Consider the following 20,857-nt stretch of genomic DNA (forward strand, 5'->3'; position numbering starts at 1 on the left):
GCGACCAGGGTAAACGAAAGCTTTCCGCAATCGGGCCTTTTCAAGGCGATTTTTGCGGCGCGGCGCGGCAGGGCACCGCCCCGTCAGCGCAACGGCCACGTCGCGCGGCCTTCGGGATGGCCTGTCAGCGAGCCTTATTCGGCAGCCAACCGCGCCGGACCGGACAGCCGACCGATCAACTGATGAAAATCCTGGCTGCTGGGGCACTGGCTCAGCCGCTTCGCCAGCGCCTCGACCAGCCAGCTCGTGGCAGGCCCGGGCGGATTTGCGGTGCGGCGGATGTAATAGAGCGGATATTCCACCGTCTCATAGGCGTCGATATCGAGCGCCACCAGCCGGCCGCTCGCCAGATCCTCGCGCACCAGCGGCGCGGGAAGTCCGCCCCAGCCAAGTCCACCGCGGATCAGCTGGTGTTTCGTCGCCACATCGCCAACGCGCCAGACCTTGAACGACAGCACGTTGAAATCGCGCCCCTTGGTAATGCCGGAAGCATCCGTCACCACCAGTTGCACGTCTTCGCGCACGTCGCGGCGCGTCAGCGGGCGCTCCATCTGCGCCAGCCGATGGTCGGCCGCAGCCACCGGCACCATGTAGGAATGGCCGATCTTTTCCGCCGTCAGCGTGTCGTCTTCCTTCAGAAGGCTGCCGCCGATGCCGATCGTAGCGCGCCCTCCCGCCACCATGTCCATCACCATGCCAAGTTCTCCGGCATGAAGGCTGAGCGACACGGAGGGGAAGCGCTTGCCGAAATCCGTCAGCGTTTCCACGATGGCGTCGGTCGGCACCATGTTGCTGACGGCAAGCGAGACATCCGCCTCAAGCCCCTGCTTCAGCGCCTTGGCCCGCGCGCGCATCACCTGCAGATCGGAATGGATGCGGCGTGCATCGGCCAGAAGCGCACGACCGGCCTCGGTCAGCTGCGTCTGGCGCGAGCCGCTGCGCCGGAACAGCGACACTTCCAGCTGCGCCTCCAGATTGCCGATCGTATAGCTCACCACGGATTGCGCCCGGTTCAACTGGCGCGACGCCGCCGAGAAACTGCCGGTTTCGGCAACGGCAAGAAACACCTGCAACTGATCGAGCGTCGGATTGGCGTCCATGGGATTATCCAGAGAGTTGATGGATCTCTTCGATATTATCGCCATTTCCTCGATAGCTGTCCAATCTTATGTTCCGCACCGATGGAGGCGCTCCCAAGCCTCCCGCCAGAAATCAGGTTTGGATAACTGCCATGTCGAAGATCCTCCTCATCACCTCCAGCCCGCGCGGCGAAGAGTCCGTATCCACCAAGGTCGCAACCGATGTGGCCAGCGCCCTGGCCACCCGCACCGGCGGCGACGTTGTCGTGCGCGACCTTGCCGCTCAGCCGATCGCCCATCTCGATACCGTCACGACCTCGGCCATCCGCAAGGCTCCGGCCGACCGCACGGCCGAAGAAGCCGCTGCCGCTGCCATTTCCGACGCCCTCGTGGCCGAACTGGTTGCCGCCGACGAAATCGTCATCGCCACCGGCCTCATCAACTTCAACGTCTATTCCGGCCTGAAGAGCTGGATCGACAACGTCGCGCGCGCCGGCGTTACCTTCCGCTACACGGCAGAAGGCCCGGAAGGCCTGGTCACGGGCAAGAAGGTCTATATCGTGCTTGCCGCAGCCGGCGTCTATTCCGATGGCCCGGCCGCACCGCTCAACCACGCCGTTCCTTACCTCAAGACCGTTCTCGGCTTCCTGGGCATGACGGACGTGGAAGTGATCTATGTCGAGGGCCTAGCCTTCGGTCCGGAAGCCGTCGAAAATGCACTGGCCTCTGCCAAGAGCCGCACGGAAGAACTGGCCAAAGCTGCCTGATCCGTCCGCTGACGCTTACCACTTTCCGAAGGGCCGCCGCTCACGCTGCGGCCCTTTTCTCTTTGTGCATCAGGCGCTGCGCGATGCGGCGCCATCGGAAAACAGGCCGGCGCCGTTCTGGTCGATGATCTGGCGCGCCTTGCGAAACGTGCAGTCGAGCGCATCTTCCATCGAGGTAAACATGTCGGCGCGCACGAAGGTGCGCACCAGCACCTGCCCGTTCACTTCCTTCTCGATGCGTCCGGCAAGCCGAAGCTGCGATCCCTCGCGCATCGGCTCGGCATAAATCATGCAGCCGGCATGCTCCTGCGGCTCGACCGTCTGGGCTGCGGCCGCCGGCTTGTCGGTGCCTGAAAACATCGAGAGGATTTTGGAGAGAATGGCCATGGTCGTCCCTGTCCGTGTCGCGTGTGAAACGAAACGCCGGCAGCCGGCGTCGGTTGAAGAAATGATCAGATGATGAGGTTTGCCAGGATCTCGTTCTCGGTAATGTCCTGGTAGCCAAGGCCCGCCTCCTCGAAGCGGGCCAGAAGGCTGGCAAAATTCTCCGGCCGGATGGTTTCGATACCGATCAGGATCGAGCCGAAATTGCGCGCCGATTTCTTCAGATATTCAAAGCGCGCGATGTCGTCTTCCGGGCCGAGAAGGTTCAGGAAATCGCGCAGCGCGCCGGGGCGCTGGGCAAGCCGCAGGATGAAGTATTTCTTCAGCCCCGCATACCGCATGGCGCGCTCCTTGACATCCGGCAGGCGCTCGAAATCGAAATTGCCGCCGGAGACGACGGCAATGATGACCTTGCCTTTCACCGCATCGTCCGGAAGGGCTGAAAGCGCCGTCAGCGAAAGCGCACCGGCCGGCTCCAGCACCACGCCCTCGATATTGAGCATTTCGGTGATGGTGACGCAGATGGCGTTTTCCGGCACCGCCATCACCTGGGTTTCGGGAAACTGTTTCAACGCCTCGAAATTCAGGTCGCCGATGCGCGCGACGGCTGCGCCATCGACGAAATTGTCGACTTTCGAAAGGGTTATGGGATGGCCGGCCTTCAGGCTTTCCTTCAGGCTTGGCGCCCCTGCCGGCTCCACCATCAGGAAGGCATCGCGTTGGAGCGTGTCCAGGAGATAACCCGTCATGCCCGACGACAGCCCGCCGCCACCGACCGGCATGATGACGAGATCGGGCGTCACGCCGTCTGGAAGTTGGTTGGCAATTTCAGCCGCGACGGTTGCCTGTCCCTCGACGATATCGGCATGATCGAAGGGCGGCACCATCATGCCGCCGATCTCCTCCACATGCGCACGCGCTGCCGCATAGCACTGGTCAAAGATATCGCCGATCAGGCGGATGGTAATGAAAGGACCGCCGAACATGCGGGTCTTGTCGATCTTCTGCTGCGGTGTGGTGACCGGCATGAAGACCACGCCCGGCACCTCGAAATGGCGGCAGACAAAGGCAAAGCCCTGCGCATGGTTGCCGGCGGAGGCGCAGACGAAGGTCCGTCCGCGGGCGCCGTCGGCAATGGCCTTGCGCAGAAAGTTGAAGGCGCCGCGGATCTTGTAGGAGCGCACCGGAGACAGATCCTCGCGCTTCAGCCACACCTCCGCCCCGAAACGGCGGCTCAGATGCTCGTTGAGTTGCAGGGGGGTCTCGGGAAAGATCTCCCGCATCGCGGCCATCGCCTCATCCACAACTGCGCGGTTCATCATATTCCATCCGTTGAAATTCCATTCGCCCCCCGCTATGCCATAGCTGATCGAGAGAGACAAAAGCTTCTTTCCGGACCCAACCATCAGGACATCCAGCTTTTGAACGCAAATCTGTTCCGATCCTCCCTGTATGTGGCGGCTCTTTGCGGGCTCTACATTTCCATCGCCATGTTCGTGCCGGCATTCGTCGACCTCTATTACGGCAATCCGGACTGGCGGTTGTTTGCCCTGTCGGGATCGCTGGTCGGCGGCGTGTCCTGTGCCACCGCCATGGCCATGCGCGGCTCGCCACCCGTCTTCACCAAGCGGCTCGGCTTTGTGCTGGTCAACCTTCTGTGGGCGGTGTTTTCGCTGGCCGGCGCCATTCCCTTTTATCTTTCGCCGCTCGGCCTCACGTTCTCGCAATCGCTGTTCGAATCGATTTCCGCCATCACGACCACCGGCTCGACCGTGATTTCCGGACTGGATACCACGGCCCCGGGTATCCTGATGTGGCGCTCGCTTCTGTGCTGGCTTGGCGGCATCGGCATCGTGGCTCTGGGGCTGTTCATCCTGCCGTCACTGCATGTCGGCGGCATGTCGATCTTCAAGCTGGAATCGTCTGACACCAACGACAAGCCGTTTGCCAAGCTCGCAAGCTTTACCCGCGCCTTCATGGCCATCTACGTGGCTCTGACCCTGTCATGCACGATTGCCTATGACTTGGCCGGCATGAGCCACTTCGATGCGCTGAACCATGCCATGTCGACCGTGGCGACTGCCGGTTTCTCCACGCATGACGCCTCGTTTGCCTATTTCGACAACGAGGCGTTGCTGGTCATCGGCACCATCTTTCTTGCCGTATGCAGCCTGCCGTTTTCCGTGCTGATCCTGCTGTCGATCAAGGGGCGGCTGGATACGCTGCGTGACCCGCAGATTACCGTGTTCCTCGGCTATCTGGCAGGCATGGGGACGGCGCTCGGGATTTATCACCACCTGCGCAATGGCGTGCCGATCGACAGCGCGCTCATCCATTCCTTCTTCAACATCACCTCGATCCTGTCGACCGGCGGCTTTGCCAGCGACGACTATACGCTGTGGGGACCCTTTGCCGTGGCGCTGGCGCTGTTTGCCACTTTCATGGGCGGCTGCTCGGGTTCGACCGCCGGTGGCATCAAGGCCTATCGCTTCGTCATCCTGTTCAATGTGGTGCGCGCCGGCCTTAAACGGCTGATCTATCCGAATGCGATCTATCCGGTGCGCTACGGGCGCACGCCCGTTGACATGGAAGTACAACGCGGCGTCTTCCTGTTCGTCACGCTGTTCATCTTCCTGTGGGTCATCGGCACGCTCGGCATGACATTGCTCGGTTACGATCTTTTGACCTCGAGCTCCGCCGTCGTCACCGCCCTGTCCAACACCGGCCCCGGCATCGGCCATCTCATCGGCCCCGTCGGCAATTTTTCAACGATCAGCGACCCGGCCCTCAACCTGCTCTCGCTGATGATGCTGCTGGGCCGCCTCGAAATCCTTACCGTGATGGTACTGCTTTTGCCGCTGTTCTGGCGGAATTGAGGCTGCATGCTGGGGGAAAAGAAGGGCCGGTGGTGCACTTAACGGGAGAAAGTACGAACCAAGTATGGTCAGCGATCGCGGAACTGTCGACTTGGGCGGACGTCCTAAAACACACGAGCATGCGCTAGGATAATTCACGGTTCTGGCGACAGCCCGCGCCTCACCGATACTGGGTGCGACTAGAGAATTTTGATATCCATACGAGGCGGGTCGGGACGCCAGCGAACGCCCCCTCCCACGATCTCCCCGCTGGTTTCGGAGTTCACGGCTATAAATTGGACCTTATGGTCCTCAAGTGCAGTCCGCAATTTCTCGCTGGCCTTGGCGGTCAGCGGCTTCTTCTCAAGCTCGAAGTCGCTGAGTGCCTTCTGAGTCACTCCTGACCTATGAGCAAGCTCGAGCTGGCTCCACCCGAGCAGGGCTCGAGCCGCACGTATTAAATCTGCCGTCAATACCGTCGCCATTGCGCTGAAAGACCGGCATTCGATATCCTTGTCAAATTATACGTACAGTATGAAAAAAAGACTCTGCTTAACGGTAAAAAACGCCTATGAACGGACACCGATATCAACGAATCAAGGGGCCGACCGCTACGGTCGGTGCAGTTTCCAGCCGTGCGGGTTGCGGTGCCCGGCGTGGCCTCAGGGCGAGGTGTTCGATGCAAGGCAATTTTTCCGATAACTGGTTTGGAGTTAGCCGAACTGACCTTGTTTTCAGTTTAAGGTCCTTAGCCGACGATCTGGACGTAATTAGCGAGGGGACTGCAGCCCCCCTGCCCACAGTTCGGCTTGACCGATGGGCATTGGCAAGTCGGACGGTCCCCTGTCTGATTGGCACTACAACCGGACACCCGAGGATTGGCGACGGGAAGCCGTGCTTTTCAAGTGAGCTCTACTACCTCGACCCGCAAGCCGGTCTCGCGAGGACGTTCTCTCGCTGGTACAGACTTGGGACGCCGGTCGAACCTGCACAATTCGATGATCGAAATAGGGGCTGGTCATGAAGGCTTGGATTTTTTCAGACCTTCACACCGAGTTCGACGAAAAGCCCGGTTCGTTGAAGGTTCCCGAGGCTGACGTCTGCATTTGTGCCGGCGATGTTTGCGATGGGGGTCCTGGTAGGACGGTCCGCTATCTCGGCGAACACGTTTCGCGGTCGATGCCAGTAATCCTGGTCCCCGGAAATCACGAATACTACCGCGCCTCGATCGTAGAGGGACTGAAGGAAGCGCTGGAAATCGCTGCTGAGCGGTATCCAAACGTTCACGTGTTGAGCCGCCGTGTGGTCACGCTTGGCGGTTATCGGTTCGTTGGCGCGACGCTGTGGGGAGACTTCAACCTTTACGGCAATATGTCCTGGGCGATGCGTAGTGCGCAGACGGAGCTCAACGACTATCGAAAAATCAAGGTTTCAAAGGAGCCGTTTCAGCGGTTCACGTCTGGCCATGCGAGCCGATTCAACAGCATGGACAAGCACTTTATCCGGACCACCCTTGAAGAGCCATATGTTGGCTCGACGGTGGTCGTAACGCATCACGCACCCAGTGTTCTTTCTCTCGCTCCGGAATTTGTTGGCGCTCCCCTGACGCCAAGCTTCGTCTCAGACCTCGAGCCGGACATCGCCATGTACCAACCTATCGCCTGGTTTCACGGTCATCTGCACAATCGTAGCGACTACACAATCGTTGACACCCGAGTGATCTGCAACCCGCGAGGCTACCCCGACGAACCAGTTCCTGATTTCGATCCGGGTCTTGTAATCCGCCTGGGAGATTGGTCTGTTGGCTAGACGTTCTGAGAAGCGATTGCGTTGCCCGTGGAAGCTGTCAAAAACGAGCGACGATCCCTATGTGACCCTGCCCGTCTACCTTGCATATTGCGGAATCGCGGCGGCACTTCGATCTCGTAACCGGAAAAATTCCAAGTTCATCGCTATCCTGCAGATTCAACGCGACTGTTTCTTGCCGATTTACTCTCAGGCTGCCGAGGTCTTTCTGATGGCGCTCCGGGAGGAGCGGGACTACAATCCGTGCATTAGCGCTTGGGACAAAAAACACCATAGGGACCAAGTCGCCGCCCTTAACAAGGACCAGGCGATTTTCTTCGCAGGACCAGAGCAGCCACTCGACACAGAGGCATGGCTTTTTGCGGATGCCGTAGTCAGCGTTGCGCCTCCGACGAGAAGGCACGCGGAGGCGGCGCTACGGCGTTTCGGGATTCCCGTAACGGAGAGAGACGTCGAAATCCTGATTTCGGAGACATGGTCTCGATTGCAACAGGCTTTTCAGACCCGTCGGACGCCGACTGCCGCGTTGGATCGGCTTCGGCAATACCCGCGAGACCCACCAATTGCAGCGGACAACGAATCCGAAGGACCAACGCTTGCAGAAATGCACGGGTTCGGAGCGTTGTTCGAGTGGGGGTGCGATCTAGCTTTCGACCTCGAGGAATTCAGGGCTGGACGAATCCAGTGGGAGGAAGTCGACAGCGGAGTCTTGATTTCGGGGCCGCCGGGTTCAGGGAAAACGATGTTTGCTGGTGCTTTGGCGCGAACCTGCGGTGTTCCTCTAGTTTACGGTTCCGTTTCGAGCTGGCAAACGGCAGGCGCTCTGGACGATCATTTGAAGGCGATGCGTGCCTCTTTCGAAGAGGCTAAGGCCAAAGCTCCCGCGATATTGTTTATCGATGAGGTCGACACATTCGGGGATCGAAGTGAGACGGACCGGAACCGTGGCTACATGCGGGCCGTGATTGCGGGTTTTCTCGAATTGTTGGACGGGTTCAACCGCCGAAAAGGGGTGATCGTCATCTCAGCCTGTAACAATCCAGAGCAGTTGGACCCGGCAATCCGTCGAGCAGGCAGGCTCGGTCAGCATTTCGAAGTTTCGCTGCCTGATGAAAGTGCCCGATACTCAATCCTGAAGTATCACAGCGGCATCGATCTCGATCCGAAGCAGGTTGAGCAGTTCACGCTTTCGACTCAAGGGTACTCCGGAGCCGATATCGCGCAACTCGTTAGGTTTGCTAAGAGATCGGCGCGCCGAAGAAGAGAAGACTTAGCCGGCGATCACATTGTGCGAGAGTTGCCGACGGCCCTAGAGCTTCCCGCCAGTTACGTTCATTCGGTCGCGGTACACGAGGCGGGGCATGCTATTGTCGCCGTTGAACTTGGGTTCGGTGAACTTGTGAGCGTTGCGATCGCCAGCTACGCCATCCCTGGAAACGGCAATCAGGTTGGCGGAGCCACCTACTCCTTGCCGCGGCATCTGCGTAGGACTAGAGCTGCCTACCTCGACGATATCGCGGTGTCGTTGGGAGGCATCGCTGCCGAAACGCTGGTGTTCGAAGCGTTCTTCGACGGTGCGGCAGGTTCCCAAACGGCCGACCTGAATACCGCGACCAGAATCGCAACCCTCCTGGAGGTTGGTCTCGGCATGGGACACACGCTGGCCGTGGTGGACAACGCTCCCACCCGCCTGGACGCCCTTCGCGCGAGCGACCCCGATTTGAAGAAGAGAGTGCACGACACAATTGGCAACGAGTTCGAGCGGGCAAAGAACATCCTCAGGAACAGACGTTCTGCCCTGGATGAGATTGCCGCCCGGTTGATCCAAGCGAAGTCACTGTCTGGCGATGAAGTGCGGGAGATCGTCGAAAGGCACCGTCGGCCAACAGTCAGCCTTGCGAAGATACCTCGCAACATGGGTACGTAGACATGCTGGGGAAACGTCGATCGCGGAAGAAGCGAGGATCACGGTCGATGAAGTCCAAAACAGGAGCAGAGAGACATATTGACGATCGCTCCTTCGGTTCGGGTCTCGACGAGATTGGGTTTCGTCCACTGGGACGGCGTATTCTGGTATCCAGACGGCAGGCGCAAGCCGAGCGGGCACAGACCACCTTGCACGCGGAAGCGGCGTCGCCGACAGCGGACAATCCCGTTCCCTCTACTGATGACCCATTGGGTTACGACGCCGGCGATTCATCGTTGGTTCGGAAGCTGCCGAGGATGCCTTAGCAGGTGCGGACAAGGAGGCGATCGAGCAGGAGGTCGATGCGGCTCTGTCCCGGTGGCTGCGCCAAGGACCACGTGACCGCGCTGAGGAATAGAGACCGTCATGGATGTCGCGTAGGCGTTCGCATTTGCTAACGCTGACGGCATTCGGTTGTACTATGTTGGCACTGCAACGTCGCTATTGACTTCATGTCCTCAAATCGCCAAAGCGAGAGTGAGGACGGAACATATGCCGAAAACGAAATCTTTCGACGACCAACAGGTCGCGTTGCACGAGTCTTTGCGAACTCTCAAGGCGCGGGATGCCGACAACTACCGTGCGGCGATCGTCCTAATGTACAGGGTCGCGTCGGCGGCGCTGATTAGCACCAAGAAAAGGTTCTCCGACTGGGAGGAATCTGACCTCAAGCGCGATGCCGACGACTTGATCGACTCTTTGTCCACCGACGCGTTCGGTTTTACTCCCGGCTCTCCCGGAGACGAACTGGCGAACTTCCGTGCCCTCGTCGTGCGCATACGCAGCTTGGAGCTCGCGCTCATGATGGGCGACACAGGTGGACATCCAGTGGACCCAAACGACGCATGGCGGGTTACCTTCGAAGACGAGGACGATGAGGATGACGCGTTTCTGGTGCCCGTGCCGAGAAGGCGTTGGCGGCCGCTGGTGCCCGGGCAGGACCACGAGTCATTCAAGAAGCGCATTTTGTATGCCCACCGCTTGATCCCGGTTTCAGCCGACGGAGCCGAGGTCACCTTCCATTACGCCGATCAGAGGAGGCCGTGCGACGCCTCGCTCCGTTTCGGCGGAGTTCTTTTCGAAGCCCCGAAGTTTTCGGAGAAGAAGGCGTCCGGCACTTTCCTGATCGATGGTGTGACCACGCAGAATACCGCCGCCATAATCGAAACGGGCCTCACGCGCTCCCACAACGAGAGATGCTTCGCGACCATCTTGCCGGAACTACTCGTTTCCCCGACCTCTCTGGAGGACGTGGTCAAGATACTCTCTGAGAAGCCGTTCCCTTACGTCTCGGGTGCTTTGCCGCCTGCGATCGTGATCGCCGGCACGTGGCACGAGACCGACGGCACCACCTACACGAACACGGCGCATGTTCTCGACGGCGACGGCGAGAAGATCGTGACTTACGACAAGAGGCTGGCATACGGCGGCGGCCGCATCGAGCGCGAAGGCATCGTTCCTGGCAAACGATTCCCCATCATCGTCACATCCGAAGGACTCGTGGCGCTGGCGATATGCCTGGACTTCTGCGACCTACAACACGAAGGACCCTATGCGGAACTCGACGTCGATTTCCTGCTGGTGCCGTCGTGCGGCGACGACAAGACAATGGAGAGTCACATCACCCGATCATACTTCGCGAGTGTGCGGCATGCCACGACAACGTTTGTCGTCCAACAGCGTTATCCTGTGCGTCCGGACACAGTCGGCTATGTGCTCCTGCGACGCGAAGGTCCACTTGTTGCGTTGGCGGACACACTTACAAGTGAAACATGGGTAACTAAGTTTACCTGAACTTTACGCCAGATGGTTGACACTTGCGCTGATAAGCACGATGTAAAGCGATGTAAAGTGAGCGATGATGGCCATGGAAACGACAGCTCGAGAAATCAGCAAACAGCTTGAACTCATCGGCCGCGGCGAGGTACCGGTCGACGAGGCACAGCCGATCGTGAAAGCGGCTTTTGCCCACGACGAACTCACGCCCCACATCTCCGCGTCTCTCTTCGAGGCAACTTGGCGATTGCTTTCGGCGCGCATCTTCGACGACGAACTCATAGACTGGCAAAATCTCCAGAAATTCGTCGCGGGTCATTTCCGACGAAAGGGCAACCTCGAGGCTGCTGGGCAGATCAAGACGATGCACGAGATGATGGCTCGTGCGCATCGTTTTGCCGAGGCCCAGCCGATCGAAGAGGTCCTGGAGCGTAAGCATGTCCGCTCCATTCTCTTGTTCCTGCGCAGCCAAGACCTGGCGGCAAGCCGACAGGCGATCCTCGATCATGTCAAAATCGGCGACGCCAACCTCTCACGGGTGATGTTGGTGCTCTCGTCCTCCGGGCTCGTGACGCGGAAGCTCGTCGGAAAGACCGCGCATTTCAAACTAACCGACGCGGGCACGAACGCCATCGCCCATGTGTCGGCTCCCGATTCTCCGGAAGTGACCGTACCCACCCACGAGACGAAGTGGTGGGCGAATTTCCCATGTCCCGCGATCGTTTGGGATCGCGATGACGACGTTGCCGGCTACAACGACGCCTTCGCCAACGCTTTGGGGAAAATGGGTGCTAGCCAGGGAAGAGCGCCTTCGCTGGACACGTGGCGCATCTACCTGCGTACATTCGGCGAGTCGACTTACGACGAATGGGATACGTCAGAGGTTCGCCTCGATGAGTCTAAGGTCCTGAGCTGGCGAATAATGAAGATGTCTGATGGGAGGAAGTTGGGCATCGGCTACGACGTCAGCATATATCGCAACGCGATCGACACGCTTAGCCTCCAAATCGCGCAGCTGTCTTCCGCCAATGCGAAACTGGGAGAGGAACTCCAAGCGTTGCGCGGGCGGATGGTCAATTACAACATGGCTGAACGCGCCGTGCGGACATCGTGGGCCACGCGAGTGCGCTCGCAGGTGAACCATATCGGCGTGTCGGGGAAGAGTTACGAAGAATTCTTTCAAGGGATGAAGCTACCTCTGGCGGGCGTCCATTTTCCCGACAACGACCTCCCCGCCCAAAAGATGGACTACGAAAAGCTGGTCACGGGCGTGCTCGCTACGTGCGAGGGCCTTCTCGACGAAAAGCTCAGACGCAGTTTCAAGTTCAACGGCACGATGATCAATGTCGCGAGAGAACCAGTGGAGCAATCCCTGTTCTTTGTTTCGGCGCTTTGCATAGGAAACTTCGATCCGCTTCACGACCGAGACGTCGCCGGGTGGATTGACGGGAACAGCTGTGTCCTCACGTACACGGGCAGGCTGGGGAAGAGTTGGAGGTCTACAAAGGCATTTGGGGGGCACTATGGTGTGGCGATGCCGGTGGAGCTATTATCCGCCATGGGTCTCGAGTATGCGAGGTCGATAGCCTCGGACTGGGGCGGTGACCTTTCAGTGGAGATCGACGACCAACTCGACGCCCAAGTCCAGTTTAGAATCCCGATCGGCTGACATTGAACCGTTGACGACCGGATTTGCTGAAGGCGACCAGCCGAGGTGCGAAATTGGGCCTCAACGCGACCACGATCATTGATAGATGATCGTTGAAGCCTGTGCTGCGGTTAGTCATCGCGAGAAAGCAACGAATCAAACCGCAGTGTAGTGCTCTTGGGCTGCAGCCGATGTTCGAGCGCCTTGATGTTGAGCTTCAACGGCATCTGCCCAGCCATGCCGCTAAAGATGCAGGTTCCTGTCGGCAACGTCGGAATGGACTCCTCCGTGAGCTTGTCGATGTAAGACACGGCGCTAGCAATCGATTGCAGGTCTTTTTGGTTGATCAACCGATGAATGAAGTAGTTGTGGGCCTGAGAGGTTATCGTGGGAGAGATGTCATTGGGACGTTGGCTGGCGATCGTCACAAAGACGCCAAACTTACGTCCTTCCTTGATTATCTCTTCGAACGTTTCGAGACGGTAGTCTTTCCAGCCCTCGGTCTCTCTCGAGGACTCAGTTGATAGGATATTGTGGGCTTCGTCGATCACGATATTGAGCGTCTTGCCCTGAAACGAAGTCTTGTGCTCCTGGTAAATACGCCGGCACAGAAGTAGCGGAATAGTCTTCTTCATTTCCAAATTGACGTCGTTGAGATTGATCACAACGATGTTGCTTTCGAAAAGCTCTCCCTCAATCGCTGGATCGAACACCTTGCGGATGTCTTTCTGCTTGCTGCGCAGTTTGTTTATGACGGGCGCGATATGCTCGTTCTGGGCGCGGTTCGCTAACACGTCGTAGATCAATTGGACGTAAGAGAACGTGACGAAATCCTCGATAATGTCGCCAGCGAACGCGAAATTGGCGATGTGCTGGTAAACGACCGTGTTCAATATCGCGCCTGGATCGTCGCGCAGCCAATTCTGACCGCATCTGAACTGGGAGGTGTTGTTGTGCCACTCCAGGTCCATGGCTATCTCGACTACGTTTCCACCGGGGTCGTGCTCGGGAAGCAACTGACGCAGATAATCGAAGAGCAAGTCGGCCCTGACCTTGTCCGACATCCTCAGGATTTGCGCCACCTGTTGGCGGATCATGTTCCTCAGGTGTTCCGCAGGATCGTTTCCCTCCATCACCCTTTCGTACTGCGTTAGAACACGACGCAGGAATGGCTTCTGAGTTTTTTCGGTCGCATCCGACACGATCGACAGCATTTCAATGTCCAGAAGTCCGGCGTTGCCTAATGGAATCCTGTCGCCCTGGTCGGTTCGAGTCGAAAGATTGTAGACTGTCTTGTCCACCGCAATACAATCCGCGTGCGCGTATTCGCCGTTGAAGTCTAGCACAACGATCCGGCAACTCTCGTTGAACGCTTCGGAGTTTATCGCTCGTAGCTCCGCGACGAAATTCTGGTAAAGCGTTGCGAGCGTGTTCGACTTACCGCTGCCCGTGTTTCCAAAAATGGCAATGTGACTGTTCATGAGCCCGTCGACCGGAAGCGCAATGTCGTAGCCTTCATATTCCGACGTAGCGATGTGCAGGGCGATGCCATCCTCCGCGATCAGATTGTGGACCTGAAGCACGCGTTCGCGGGTGAGAAGAAAAGCCTCGTTGCCGACCAGTGGCAGCTCCTTTGTACCCCCGAAGAAGCTACCTTTCCGATCGATGAAACCAACCAGCGATATCGAGAGCACACGACGGCCGCGCACGATAGGCTCAGGGTACTCTAATCTTGAAGAATCCGGGTTCGCGTTCTCGCCGTCAACCTTCCCGATGAGGCTCATGAAACCCTTTCGGATATCCACGTAGCTTCCAACCGCGATGTTCCTCAAAAGGTCGCCGTCGTAGAACAGCTCCGATAGGTTTTTGTCCTTATCGACCGTCACCAGAATGCGCCGTCCTGTGACACCCGAGACTTCTCCGATACGAAGGACAGCTTCCTTTTGCAGACGGACGTCGCTCATACGGATTTACCGCCTTGCGGAATGACCTGTCGAAGGATTGAATTGAATACCTTGAAGTCCGTCGGTGGCCCAGCGCCTGGATCGATTACGGTCACGTTCCTGTTCTGCGAGAATTTATCTGAGAACGCGAGGGCGTTAGCGTTAGAATAGGCAAACATCAGTAATTGCGACGTTGGATTGCGTAGCGCCCGCCTCGTGATGTCCAGAATATGCTCGTCTGCGAAAGAAAAGCCGAACGCGATGAGGAGCGCGTTATCCCTGTCCATGCAGTTCGAGTAGAGACGAAGCAAATCGAAATAGACCCGTTCCAGAAGCGTCGACTCGAATTTGCGGATGTTCGGCAGGATCACTGCCCTCTTGGCCAAGGCGTTAGAAACAGCACTTGGATCGTTTTTCTGGACGTGACCTGAAAGTGATACACCGTCGGACGCGAAACGAATCTCCTTATCGGCGTCGCGTTGCCAGCTCAGCGAGCCGTGCACTTTGATTAGGTTTATGACTGGCAGTTCCGCGATCCGGTCGATCGAGCTGCCGGATCGATAGGTCCTGTCGAAATATTTCTCGGGCGAGAGTACATATCTACTCCCAACCGCGGATGTCCGGTCGAAGCCATCATTCAAGGTAACATTGGGGAGTTTGGACGCCGCCTTCTCGATGAAAAGATCGTAGTTGGTGGTGAAGATGTTTGCTTGCCGGGGCAGCAGGATGTTCTTTCGCTCGAACAAAATTCCGTCCACTGCTGAAAGAAAGTCGGTGTAATTTCCAAGCGTCTCATTGAGGGCCGGATCGTCGATGTCCGCGAGCAGATCAACGTTGGTCTCGGCAAGTTCCTCGATAAACTCGAGCGCCCTGAGATCAGCGTCGGCTACGTTACCGCCGATCATGAGGCTGTTGATTTCCGCCTCGATGTTTCCTGCGACGTTGATCGCGGGCATGGACGCTCCTGACCCTATCAGGAAGTTGAGGTTTCCGGACTGAATGTAGGACTCAGCCAGCTTCCGTACTTCTTCAGGATTGTCTGAAAGAACCAGAGTCCTAGCCATGATGTCGCCCTACGCCGCCAACTGGATGAGATTCAACTTCTTCAGCTCGTCCACAATAACGGAGCTCAAACCCAGATCACGGACGTCAACCGTAGCCAACCATGCTCGGGCATCCTGGACCGATAGGTTCGAATTGGGAAAGTTCGGCTCAAGTGCAGAAGCCGCAATTCTCGATAGTCCCAGTTCCATGAAAGACCATCCGGATTTGGTTGCCACACCTAGTTCGAGGGCAAGAGGAAAGTCGAAGATTTCGGCTATGCGCGCAGCGTTTCCCGACTCCCGCAGCGCCAGGTTCAATATGTCGACATAGGCTTTGCCCAGTTGGACGTATTGAAACCGCAACACGTCTTCAATCATATCGAACTCGCGTCGGATGACGCCGTTGATGTCGACCTCGCGTGGAGTCCGCACTTTGGCGTTGGGATTCGCCACCTTCTCAGCTTCGTTATCCGCGATCTTCTTAGCTCGCTTCTCCTCGGCCTTCCTCACCGCGATCGCTAGCAGCGCGGGATACGGCAGTCCCTTCATCCACTCTACCGCGGTACCCGCCGCCACGGCCCCAAACGCGTTCTGAACATTGAAGACACAGCGTTGGATTCTGAGGAAAATCGACGCGTACCTCTTTTTCGAGCCTGTGTCGTGCGGGTTAACTGGTATCAACTCGTCAAAGTCGCCTTCGGCAATTTTCGCAAGCATGTTGTCATAAAGACGCCGGAGCCCGAAAGGATCGACGGTCCAGTTCGTCGCGAGCAATGTAGACGGCAGGCCTATCTCCGTTTTCGCGGCGTTAGATATTTCCACGAGAGCGGTTCGATCTTCCACTGCAAGTTCGCTCAGAGTCCGTTCGACGAAGGGCGCGAGATCGCCTTTCGCCGCCCTAGAGATCAGCAGCCCCGCCGCAGACCTTACCCGAAGGCCCTCCTCGTCTCGCCGGCCGACGGTGGGCATGTCACCCGCCAATGCTCGGTGGACCCGATCCGATGCGTCGGTGACAGTTCTCCTGAAGGCGGGCTCAATGCTGTAGCCGACGAATCGATCCATCGGTTTCGCCGACCATTCCTGATAGTCGACGAGGAACACATTGCCCACTATGTCTTTTTTCATTCTTCCAGCGCGGCCGGCGAAATTCCATATCGCCGCAGGTTCGAGCGCGTCGCCCGATCCCCGCTTCGGAGTATCGATGAAAACGTTTCGCGCGGGCAGGTTAACACCTTGGAACAACGTCGTTGTACAGGCTAGGAACTTTATTGCCCCCTGCTTGAACGCGGCCTCCAGCGACTCCCTGAGGAGGGTCGGCATCTTGCCGTAGTGAAACGCCACCCCCCTGCGCACAAGGTCTGCCAAACCATAGCGCTCATGGATATGTTTCTCGATGAACACGGCCAAGTCTTCGAGCGACTTATCGCCGACTACTTTGCATTCGCGCGCTATGAGCTTAGCGACGGTCTCGGAGTCTTTGGGTCCGGTCGAGTACACCAGGGAACCGTCCTGCTGGCCGAGTTCAAGCACCACTGCGGCCAGACGGGTGGCCGGCAGATCGAATCCGCGAGTGCCCGTAAGGCGGCCCAGATTCTGCGTGCCCGTTTCCGTCAACAGACTCAGTTCGAGTGTGTGCGGCACCATGCTCTTCGTAACCACGATCCTGTTTTGGATGACAGAAGGCATCGACGAGGCGGCGATCCGCATCTCCTTCCTGCCGATTGCCGTTCCGACCTCTTTGAAGCCGTCAGCGCCGGGGGCGAGCATCACTAGCCGAGTGTCGCCGCTGCGTTCCAAGGCCTGCTCAAGGCACTCCTGAAGGATCATGCCACGGGAACCATCAGACATGTTCTGCGCCTCGTCCGCGATTATCAGGTCGAAGACCATGTCGGAAACGGCCAGAAGGACTTGGAACCGCTCCTGTGTCAGGATGAATACCTGTTTGGGCAAATCTTCGGAGTCACGACTGGGAACGGTCGATATCCGGATGCCCGATTTGCCGGCGAGCCTCCGTGTCACGCTCTCGAAGACTTCTGACAGTAGCGCGCGCGTGGGCGCGACAAAGACGGCGCAAAACTGGGACGCGGCCTCGATCGAGCGGCACATGTGTTCGATCACCAGGAACGACTTCCCTGCTGATGTCGGCGCGGTGATGGCGATCGTGTTGGCATCGGGTAAACTGTCCCACGCCTCTTTCTGGAAATCGGTAAGCGCGATTGATTCGGCACCTACTTCGACGGTATTCAGAGCTTTCGAGATCGAAGTCCGGAGGAACTCCGCCAGGAAATTACCGCCTGGCTCGGCACCGCCATGGCCCGCAGCATAGGTGACGGCTGGAAAGTTGCCGAGATCGCTAAGCAGACGAAGACTTCGGCTTCGGGCATTCTCGCCATGGTCCAGAAGCAACATGTTCAAAGCAATCGACTGCGCGAGGTGGCGGTATTTCTCGCTCTCAGTCTGAGAGAAGACACCAGCGCAATAGAGCATCTTGAAGACCACATCCTCGTTCAACGCCGGTTCGAGGTGAGTCATCGGCTGCCCCAACGTCTTCACCGCCGCGGCCCCTTGGAGGGAATTGTAGATGTCGTGGAACGCCTGATGGCTAGTCAGGCGATCGGAAAGATCAAGTGCGAAGCTCAATTCGAAACCTCCTCCAGCCCCGCTGTGACGACTGCTTCAATCTCGTCGACGTCCGCGTCACCGTCCTCGTCAGGCACGTCGTAATCTTCCATTCCAGCAGGAAAAGGCACACCCATTTCCTGGTAAAAGCTCTCACGCAGCGCGTTCACGTCGGGCACGGCGATGTAAAAAACCATGCACTTGCGCGGAGTGGCTCCGCAGCTTTTCAGGTGCTTAAATGCGGCAGCTCGGTGATGATCGTGTTTGGCGGCGTAAATGGTGGTAAAATTCTTTTCGTGGACGTCGATCGCGCCGTCGGTCACGGCCAACTTGTCTTCATACTTCTTCTCGGAGTAGCAGATGACGCCAATGTAGCGTTCGCGGCGATGGAGCTTCGGCTTCCCCAGAATGTCGAAGTGATCCAGCGCCAGCTGGCGTTCAGGCTCGTCCAAGGCATCGAGGTTCCCAAGTTCCGACACGATCTGGTATTCCCGTAAATACTGTGAACGGTTCGAGAGAAAATTGGACGCAGACTCCGCGTAGTCCTTGGCCCCGCCATTCGCGCTTTTCGCGAGCTTGGCTTCAAGGAAATAAATGGTGAGCGCTCCGTTCTCGTACTTTGCGTGTACACCGTCCAGACCGTGGACGGGCATGTTTGATGAGGTCTTCAATCCCATCTTGGCCACAACTTGGGAGGCCTCGAGGTAATGCTGCACAACGCAATAGGCGAGAACCTCCGCAACTTCGCTAGCCCTGCTAGGATTCTTCGCGTTGAAAGTGATGAAGGCGTCGCGGGCGGCCTTGGCCACTCTCAGCATTGCCGATGGGTCTTTTTCGGCTTCCTTTGCAAGCGCCAGCTGCCTTCGCCGAGGCAGGGCATAAAAGAAGCACTGCTCCCAAAGGTACCGAGCGAGGTCTTCAATCTTCGGGATGTCTTCGTTGAACCTGACATGAAGCAGGAACGTCCGCGGACCGTCTCCCAAGGCATCGATAGCGTCCGCGCCGGCGCAGACGAGATGCTCGTCAACCGTCGAAGGGTTCAACAGCGCCTGCAGCGCCGCTAAAAGAGGATTTGTGTCCGGTATGCTCAAAGGCACGGTTCCACAGTGATTCGTCTTTTCAATATAAGACTTCACGTATAGATTGTGAGCTAATCCTACTGGCTTTACACGCTATCCACTTTTTGTTTCGATCATCTCCCTGGTTAGCATCAACAGAGTTGAAATCGCTCCGTTCGCCATTGGCAACGTGCAGTATTGGTAGACTTGAGCCTGCCTTGTATCCGTCAGATCGCTCCGTTGAGGCGCGTCCGCCTGTATGAATGAAGGGGCACCACATGACGAAGCCGGAAGTGTTCATCATCGAATCGCTCAAGTTCGAAGAGGAGGCTGATTATCGCGAAGGCGAGATGATCTACCGCTCTCTTCGCATGTCTAATAAAAACCCGCTGTACCGCTACGTCCGTACCATGACGGAGTTCGAACACTTCGTTGGTGAATTCGAGGAGAGCAACTACCGCTATCTGCATATCTCCTGCCACGGCAGCAGGAGCGGCATCAGCATGACACTCGACGATATGACCACGCAAGAAGTGGGCGAGATCGTCGGTCCGGCATTAGAAGGCAAACGCCTGTTCCTGTCCACCTGTCTGGCCTCGACGTCAGCTATGGCGGAGGCCGTTTTCAGCAACGGCGGCTGCACCTCTCTCGCAGGTCCCAAAAACAAGATTAACTTCGACGACTCGGTCATCTTGTGGACCTCGTTCTACCACTTGATGTTTAAGGCAAACCAGAAGGCGATGAAACGTGACATACTGATGGAGACCTTGTCGAAATGCGCTTCCACCGTAGGAGAGAAAATCAACTGCTACCGGCCGGGTAAGGACAGGAAAGCGATACACACGCTTCTGCCGGAACCAATCAAGAGAACGATTGTCGCACGGACCAGAAAGGCCGCAAGATGACTCAGGCAAGCGCGTGACGACTTGAAGCGTCGAGCGCCCAAAGTGATATAAGGTGGGTTCTGCTTCCCGCAGATGTGGCTCAAGTGAGTGGCGCTAACGATCGAGTTGTTTTAATTCATCTGGAGTGGCCGAATGGTGCACCCGACGAAAACACCGCAACTGTTTTGTCCTTGGAATGGCGGCCTTGGGCGGAAATGCGTTGTTAACTTTGCGCCAATTGCGCTCGTCGCAGGCTCAATGTGAGCTGGGCACTGCGACATCGATCTGATCAGATCAAGGCATGAGAGATCGTAGTTATTCACTGTAGTCTCTGACCGACCATCGTTCGTCCCAACGTTCGTAGTACGAACCAGCAGTCTCTCGAACTGTATCCGCGGAAATGATGATTGTCTCGGGGCTACCGAGATGCACATATCGAATCGCCTCACTTCGCGCCATTGCGGCGTTTGCCTTTCGCTCGACTGCTAACCGATCGATTTTGAGGACATCCACTAGGGCATCCAACATTCGGTCGTACCAGTCGCGTCGTCCAGTATTTATGTCATAGTTCGCTTCATTTTGAAGTCGGGCCCGCTCTTCCCTCACTTTTTCGGACGTGCCGACTAGGTCATCGAGGATATCTGACGCACACCACATACGGATCATTCCGGATACGAAATGAAGCCATGAAACGGCTGTCCCGATTTCCTTCAAGTGAGCTGGAATGTAGGCCGCGAGGCGTATTAGCAGGCGAGAAATGTAAACAGCGGATTGGATACCTCCAACTGGCAAAGACGTTGCCAGGACTGAACGAGCCCCGAGCGCCAAGAAGCCGTTTCCAACGGTAGCGTGCGACATAGCATCGAAACCGTGAGTGTCACAGGCGCTCAGGATGACGATCGGTGGACATCGAACCCTCCCTCGAAGCTGCCAGTGAACCGCGCCGGGTTTGCCGGAGGCCATTTCGTTTAAGTTATGCGGCCCAGGCTGGTGCGTCCAGCATGGCGTAATACTGCTCCTCGGCTTCGG

16 protein-coding genes are annotated in these 20,857 nt (G+C 57.5%); 8 read left to right on the forward strand and 8 right to left on the reverse strand.

Translation table 11 applies throughout. The features are described 5' to 3' along the window. Window positions 1-134 precede the first annotated feature (134 nt). On the reverse strand, window positions 135-1,100 hold the full coding sequence (locus J2858_RS12895) for a LysR family transcriptional regulator (RefSeq protein WP_210105199.1): 966 nt from the start codon (window positions 1,098-1,100) through the stop codon (window positions 135-137). A 131-nt stretch (window positions 1,101-1,231) separates the two neighbouring features. Between J2858_RS12895 and J2858_RS12900 the strand changes: the two genes are divergently transcribed. Continuing rightward, complete coding sequence (locus J2858_RS12900) at window positions 1,232-1,846, forward strand: FMN-dependent NADH-azoreductase (protein ID WP_210105200.1); 615 nt, start codon at window positions 1,232-1,234, stop codon at window positions 1,844-1,846. Window positions 1,847-1,915: 69 nt separating this feature from the next. Here the strand turns inward: J2858_RS12900 and J2858_RS12905 are convergent, their stop codons facing one another. Further along, window positions 1,916-2,233, reverse strand: coding sequence for an HlyU family transcriptional regulator (locus J2858_RS12905; RefSeq protein WP_210105201.1), 318 nt, complete (start codon window positions 2,231-2,233; stop codon window positions 1,916-1,918). Window positions 2,234-2,298: 65 nt separating this feature from the next. Next, window positions 2,299-3,549, reverse strand: coding sequence for a threonine ammonia-lyase (gene ilvA / locus J2858_RS12910; RefSeq protein WP_245365967.1), 1,251 nt, complete (start codon window positions 3,547-3,549; stop codon window positions 2,299-2,301). Between the two features lie 102 nt (window positions 3,550-3,651). Here ilvA and J2858_RS12915 point away from each other — a divergent pair, with 102 nt between their 5' ends. Beyond that, on the forward strand, window positions 3,652-5,106 hold the full coding sequence (locus J2858_RS12915; protein WP_210105202.1) for a TrkH family potassium uptake protein: 1,455 nt from the start codon (window positions 3,652-3,654) through the stop codon (window positions 5,104-5,106). Window positions 5,107-5,285: 179 nt separating this feature from the next. Here the strand turns inward: J2858_RS12915 and J2858_RS24350 are convergent, their stop codons facing one another. After that, window positions 5,286-5,570, reverse strand: a complete 285-nt coding sequence (locus J2858_RS24350) for a helix-turn-helix domain-containing protein (RefSeq protein ID WP_210105203.1) — start codon at window positions 5,568-5,570, stop codon at window positions 5,286-5,288. 194 nt (window positions 5,571-5,764) lie between these two features. On the opposite strand from J2858_RS24350, the gene J2858_RS24315 reads away from it, so the two are divergent. From J2858_RS24315 to J2858_RS12940, 5 genes are all read left to right on the forward strand, one after another. Beyond that, window positions 5,765-6,109: a DUF6634 family protein gene (locus tag J2858_RS24315; RefSeq protein ID WP_348635484.1), complete on the forward strand. Its 345-nt coding sequence runs from the start codon at window positions 5,765-5,767 to the stop codon at window positions 6,107-6,109. Continuing rightward, window positions 6,106-6,894 carry a metallophosphoesterase gene (locus J2858_RS12925; protein ID WP_210105204.1) on the forward strand — a complete coding sequence of 263 codons (789 nt, stop codon included), beginning with the start codon at window positions 6,106-6,108 and terminating at the stop codon, window positions 6,892-6,894. Before J2858_RS24315 ends, J2858_RS12925 begins: the two co-directional genes overlap by 4 nt. After that, window positions 6,887-8,818, forward strand: a complete 1,932-nt coding sequence (locus J2858_RS12930; RefSeq protein WP_245365740.1) for an AAA family ATPase — start codon at window positions 6,887-6,889, stop codon at window positions 8,816-8,818. The genes J2858_RS12925 and J2858_RS12930 overlap by 8 nt, the downstream gene beginning before the upstream one ends. 531 nt (window positions 8,819-9,349) lie before the next feature. Beyond that, window positions 9,350-10,651, forward strand: coding sequence for a hypothetical protein (locus J2858_RS12935; RefSeq protein WP_210105205.1), 1,302 nt, complete (start codon window positions 9,350-9,352; stop codon window positions 10,649-10,651). Between the two features lie 73 nt (window positions 10,652-10,724). Continuing rightward, complete coding sequence (locus J2858_RS12940; RefSeq protein WP_210105206.1) at window positions 10,725-12,302, forward strand: helix-turn-helix domain-containing protein; 1,578 nt, start codon at window positions 10,725-10,727, stop codon at window positions 12,300-12,302. A gap of 110 nt (window positions 12,303-12,412) precedes the next feature. Here the strand turns inward: J2858_RS12940 and J2858_RS12945 are convergent, their stop codons facing one another. The 4 genes from J2858_RS12945 to J2858_RS12960 all read right to left on the reverse strand — a co-directional run bounded on the left by J2858_RS12945 (window position 12,413) and on the right by J2858_RS12960 (window position 19,022). Next, complete coding sequence (locus J2858_RS12945; protein ID WP_210105207.1) at window positions 12,413-14,245, reverse strand: ATP-binding protein; 1,833 nt, start codon at window positions 14,243-14,245, stop codon at window positions 12,413-12,415. Next, window positions 14,242-15,180 (reverse strand): SIR2 family protein, encoded by a 939-nt coding sequence (locus tag J2858_RS12950; protein WP_210105208.1) that lies wholly within the window; start codon window positions 15,178-15,180, stop codon window positions 14,242-14,244. The genes J2858_RS12945 and J2858_RS12950 overlap by 4 nt, the downstream gene beginning before the upstream one ends. A gap of 117 nt (window positions 15,181-15,297) precedes the next feature. After that, complete coding sequence (locus J2858_RS12955; RefSeq protein ID WP_210105209.1) at window positions 15,298-17,907, reverse strand: DEAD/DEAH box helicase; 2,610 nt, start codon at window positions 17,905-17,907, stop codon at window positions 15,298-15,300. Continuing rightward, the gene (locus J2858_RS12960) at window positions 17,904-19,022 is read right to left on the reverse strand and encodes a HamA C-terminal domain-containing protein (protein WP_210105210.1); all 1,119 of its coding nucleotides are present in this window, start codon (window positions 19,020-19,022) and stop codon (window positions 17,904-17,906) included. The genes J2858_RS12955 and J2858_RS12960 overlap by 4 nt, the downstream gene beginning before the upstream one ends. 200 nt (window positions 19,023-19,222) lie before the next feature. On the opposite strand from J2858_RS12960, the gene J2858_RS12965 reads away from it, so the two are divergent. Next, complete coding sequence (locus J2858_RS12965) at window positions 19,223-19,849, forward strand: hypothetical protein (protein ID WP_210105211.1); 627 nt, start codon at window positions 19,223-19,225, stop codon at window positions 19,847-19,849. Window positions 19,850-20,857 lie beyond the last annotated feature (1,008 nt).

It is taken from the genome of Neorhizobium galegae (assembly GCF_017877135.1).
Classification (GTDB): Bacteria; Pseudomonadota; Alphaproteobacteria; order Rhizobiales; family Rhizobiaceae; genus Neorhizobium; species Neorhizobium galegae_A.

What these genes read in the sequence shown, in the direction of transcription:
- J2858_RS12895 (WP_210105199.1), bottom strand. Translation starts at nt 1,100, where the DNA reads ATGGACGCCAATCCGACGCTCGATCAGTTGCAGGTGTTTCTTGCCGTT.
- J2858_RS12900 (WP_210105200.1), top strand. Translation starts at nt 1,232, where the DNA reads ATGTCGAAGATCCTCCTCATCACCTCCAGCCCGCGCGGCGAAGAGTCC.
- J2858_RS12905 (WP_210105201.1), bottom strand. Translation starts at nt 2,233, where the DNA reads ATGGCCATTCTCTCCAAAATCCTCTCGATGTTTTCAGGCACCGACAAG.
- ilvA (WP_245365967.1), bottom strand. Translation starts at nt 3,549, where the DNA reads ATGAACCGCGCAGTTGTGGATGAGGCGATGGCCGCGATGCGGGAGATC.
- J2858_RS24350 (WP_210105203.1), bottom strand. Translation starts at nt 5,570, where the DNA reads ATGGCGACGGTATTGACGGCAGATTTAATACGTGCGGCTCGAGCCCTG.
- J2858_RS24315 (WP_348635484.1), top strand. Translation starts at nt 5,765, where the DNA reads ATGCAAGGCAATTTTTCCGATAACTGGTTTGGAGTTAGCCGAACTGAC.
- J2858_RS12925 (WP_210105204.1), top strand. Translation starts at nt 6,106, where the DNA reads ATGAAGGCTTGGATTTTTTCAGACCTTCACACCGAGTTCGACGAAAAG.
- J2858_RS12935 (WP_210105205.1), top strand. Translation starts at nt 9,350, where the DNA reads ATGCCGAAAACGAAATCTTTCGACGACCAACAGGTCGCGTTGCACGAG.
- J2858_RS12940 (WP_210105206.1), top strand. Translation starts at nt 10,725, where the DNA reads ATGGAAACGACAGCTCGAGAAATCAGCAAACAGCTTGAACTCATCGGC.
- J2858_RS12945 (WP_210105207.1), bottom strand. Translation starts at nt 14,245, where the DNA reads ATGAGCGACGTCCGTCTGCAAAAGGAAGCTGTCCTTCGTATCGGAGAA.
- J2858_RS12950 (WP_210105208.1), bottom strand. Translation starts at nt 15,180, where the DNA reads ATGCCCGCGATCAACGTCGCAGGAAACATCGAGGCGGAAATCAACAGC.
- J2858_RS12965 (WP_210105211.1), top strand. Translation starts at nt 19,223, where the DNA reads ATGACGAAGCCGGAAGTGTTCATCATCGAATCGCTCAAGTTCGAAGAG.